General features: G+C 70.5%; 2 protein-coding genes. Both read left to right on the forward strand.

From position 1 onward, the window contains the following. Positions 1–1,286, forward strand: a 1,286-nt coding sequence (locus FNH08_RS47960) for a DUF445 domain-containing protein (RefSeq protein ID WP_228034819.1), incomplete at its 5' end; no start/stop codon positions are given. Between the two features lie 161 nt (positions 1,287–1,447). Beyond that, positions 1,448–2,992 (forward strand): MFS transporter, encoded by a 1,545-nt coding sequence (locus FNH08_RS47965; protein WP_152778189.1) that lies wholly within the window; start codon positions 1,448–1,450, stop codon positions 2,990–2,992. Positions 2,993–3,035: the final 43 nt, after the last annotated feature.

Raw genomic sequence — 3,035 nt, forward strand, 5'->3', positions numbered from 1 at the left:
CCCCCACCCCCTCCTACCGCACGATGACCACCTTCAGCCCCGCCGACGAGGAGAAGCGGAGGGGCGTGCGGCAGATGAAGATCACGGCGACCGGGCTGCTCCTCCTCGTGGCGCTCGTGTACGTGCTCGCGAAGTGGGCCTCGAACGCGGGGGCCGGCGGCTGGGCCGGGTACGTGGCCGCGGCCGCCGAGGCCGGGATGGTCGGCGCGCTGGCGGACTGGTTCGCCGTCACCGCCCTCTTCCGGTACCCCATGGGCCTGCGCATCCCGCACACGGCGATCATCCCGAACAAGAAGGACCAGCTCGGGGTGTCCCTGGGCGAGTTCGTCGGGGAGAACTTCCTCTCGCAGGACGTCGTACGGCAGCGCCTGCGCGCCGTGGGCATCGGCAGCCGCCTGGGCGCCTGGCTGGCCCTACCGGACAACACCGACCGCGTCACCGCCGAGCTCGCCACCGCGTTGCGCGGCGCCCTTACCGTGCTGCGCGACTCGGACGTCCAGGCGGTGGTCGGCGAGGCCGTCACCCGCCGTGCCGGCGCCCAGGAGATCGCGCCCGGCATAGGCAAGATGCTGGAGAAGGTCGTCGCCGACGGCGGTCACCGGCGCGCGGTCGACCTGATCGTCGCCCGCGCCCAGAGCTGGCTGATACTCCACGACGATCAGGTCATGGACGCCGTACAGGGCGGCGCCCCCGGCTGGACCCCCCGTTTCGTCGACAAACGGGTCGGCGAGCGCGTCTACAAGGAACTGCTGCGCTTCGTCACCGAGATGCGCGACTCGCCCGAGCACCCGGCCCGCGGCGCCCTCGACCGTTTCCTCACCGACTTCGCCTCCGACCTCCAGTCCGACACGGACACCCGCGCCCGCGTCGAGCGGCTCAAGGGCGAGGTGCTGGGCCGGGGTGAGGTCCAGGACCTCATCGCGTCCGCCTGGACCTCCGTACGGTCCATGATCGTGTCCGCCGCCGAGGACGAGCGCAGCGAGCTGCGCCTGCGCGTACGGGCCTCGCTGCTGTCGCTCGGCGCCCGGATGGCCACCGAGACGAAGATCCAGGGCAAGGTCGACCGCTGGGTCGAGGACGCCGCCGTCTACGTCGTCACCACGTACCGGCGCGAGATCACCTCCCTGATCACGGACACGGTCGCGAGCTGGGACGCCGAGCACACGACGAAGAAGATCGAGGCGCACATCGGCCGTGACCTGCAGTTCATCCGCATCAACGGCACGGTGGTGGGCTCCCTGGCCGGCCTGCTGATCTACACGGTGACGCGGATGCTCGGGGCGTAGCCATGTGTGGACCACACATGGACCACGCGTAATCCCGCGCGGCCCGGGGACCCGAAGGCGTACCCGTGAGTCGCCCGAGGAGGCCGTGGATGTCCGATCGCCCGAGGAGGCCGTCCAGCCCGAGGAGGCCGTCGAAGTCCGATCGTCCGGGGAAGCCGTGGATGTCCGATCGTCCGGGGGAGTCGTCGAAGGCCGATCGTCCGGGGGAGTCGTCGAAGTCCCGTACCGCCGTGCCGCAGACCGGTGGGCGTACCGTCACCACCTCCATCCCCGCCCGGCTGGACCGTCTCCCGTGGTCGCGCTGGCACTGGAGGGTCGTGATCGGCCTGGGCACCGTCTGGATCCTGGACGGGCTGGAGGTCACGGTCGTCGGCAACATCGCCGGCCGTCTCTCGGAGGAGGGCAGCGGCCTCGCCATCTCCTCGGCGCAGATCACGGGCATCGCGGCCGCGCTGTACGTGGCGGGTGCCTGCGCGGGGGCACTGTTCTTCGGCCGTCTGACGGACATCTTCGGCCGCAAGAAACTCTTCATGGTCACGCTCGCGGTCTACCTCGGAGCCACCGCCCTGACCGCCGTCTCCTTCGAGGCCTGGTGGTTCTTCCTGTTCCGCTTCCTGACGGGCTTCGGCATCGGCGGCGAGTACGCGGCCATCAACTCCGCGATCGACGAGCTGATCCCCTCGTACTACCGCGGCCGTGTCGACATCGTCATCAACGGCAGCTTCTGGCTCGGTGCGATCGGGGGTTCGCTCCTGTCGATCCTCGCGCTCAACACGGACCTCTTCGCGGCGAACGTCGGCTGGCGCCTCACCTTCGCCCTCGGCGTCGTCCTGGGCCTCGTCATCCTCCTCGTCCGGCGCAACGTCCCGGAGAGCCCACGCTGGCTGCTCATCCACGGCCGGGAGGAGGAGGCGGAACGGCTCGTGTCGACGGTGGAGGCCGAGGTCGCCGCGGACACGGGACGCGAGCTGCCCCCGGTGACCCGGGAGATCACCATCCGCCAGCGCAAGAGCGTCGGCTTCGGCACCATCGCCCGCACCGTCTTCGCCACCTACCGCAGGCGCGCCGCCCTCGGCTTCTCCCTCTTCATCGGCCAGGCGTTCCTCTACAACGCGATCACGTTCGGCTTCGGCGCGATCCTGACCACGTTCTACGACGTCCCGACCTCCGACACCGGCTACTACTTCGCGTTCATCGCGGCCGGCAACTTCCTGGGCCCGCTCCTGCTCGGCCGGCTCTTCGACACCGTGGGCCGCCGGGTGATGATCTCGTCGACGTACCTGCTGTCGGGCCTCCTGCTCTTCGGCACGGCCTGGCTCTTCGACCGGGGCTCCCTGAGCGCGACGACGCTGACGGCCTGCTGGTGCGCGGTGCTGTTCTTCGCCTCGGCGGGGGCGTCCAGCGCGTACCTGACGGTCTCGGAGGTCTTCCCCATGGAGACCCGCGCGATGGCCATCGCGTTCTTCTACGCCATCGGCACGGCGGCGGGCGGCATCACCGGACCGCTGGTCTTCGCCGACCTCACGGAGTCCGGTGTCGTCGGCGACACGGTCCTCGCCTTCCAGATCGGCGCGGCCCTGATGTGCGTGGCCGGCCTGGTGGCGGCGGTCCTGGCGGTACGGGCGGAACGGCGTTCGCTGGAGGACATCGCCGTACCGCTGACGGCCACGGGGGCGCCTTCGGCGGTGCGGTCGGGTGGTACGTGAGGGAAGGGGGAGACGGGGGGAGACGGAGGGAGACGGGAGGGAG

The organism is Streptomyces spongiae (assembly GCF_009377185.1).
Taxonomy (GTDB): Bacteria; Actinomycetota; Actinomycetes; order Streptomycetales; family Streptomycetaceae; genus Streptomyces; species Streptomyces spongiae.

Excerpts from the sequence above, each read along its gene's own strand:
- FNH08_RS47965 (WP_152778189.1), top strand. The coding sequence starts at position 1,448 with ATGTCCGATCGTCCGGGGGAGTCGTCGAAGGCCGATCGTCCGGGGGAG.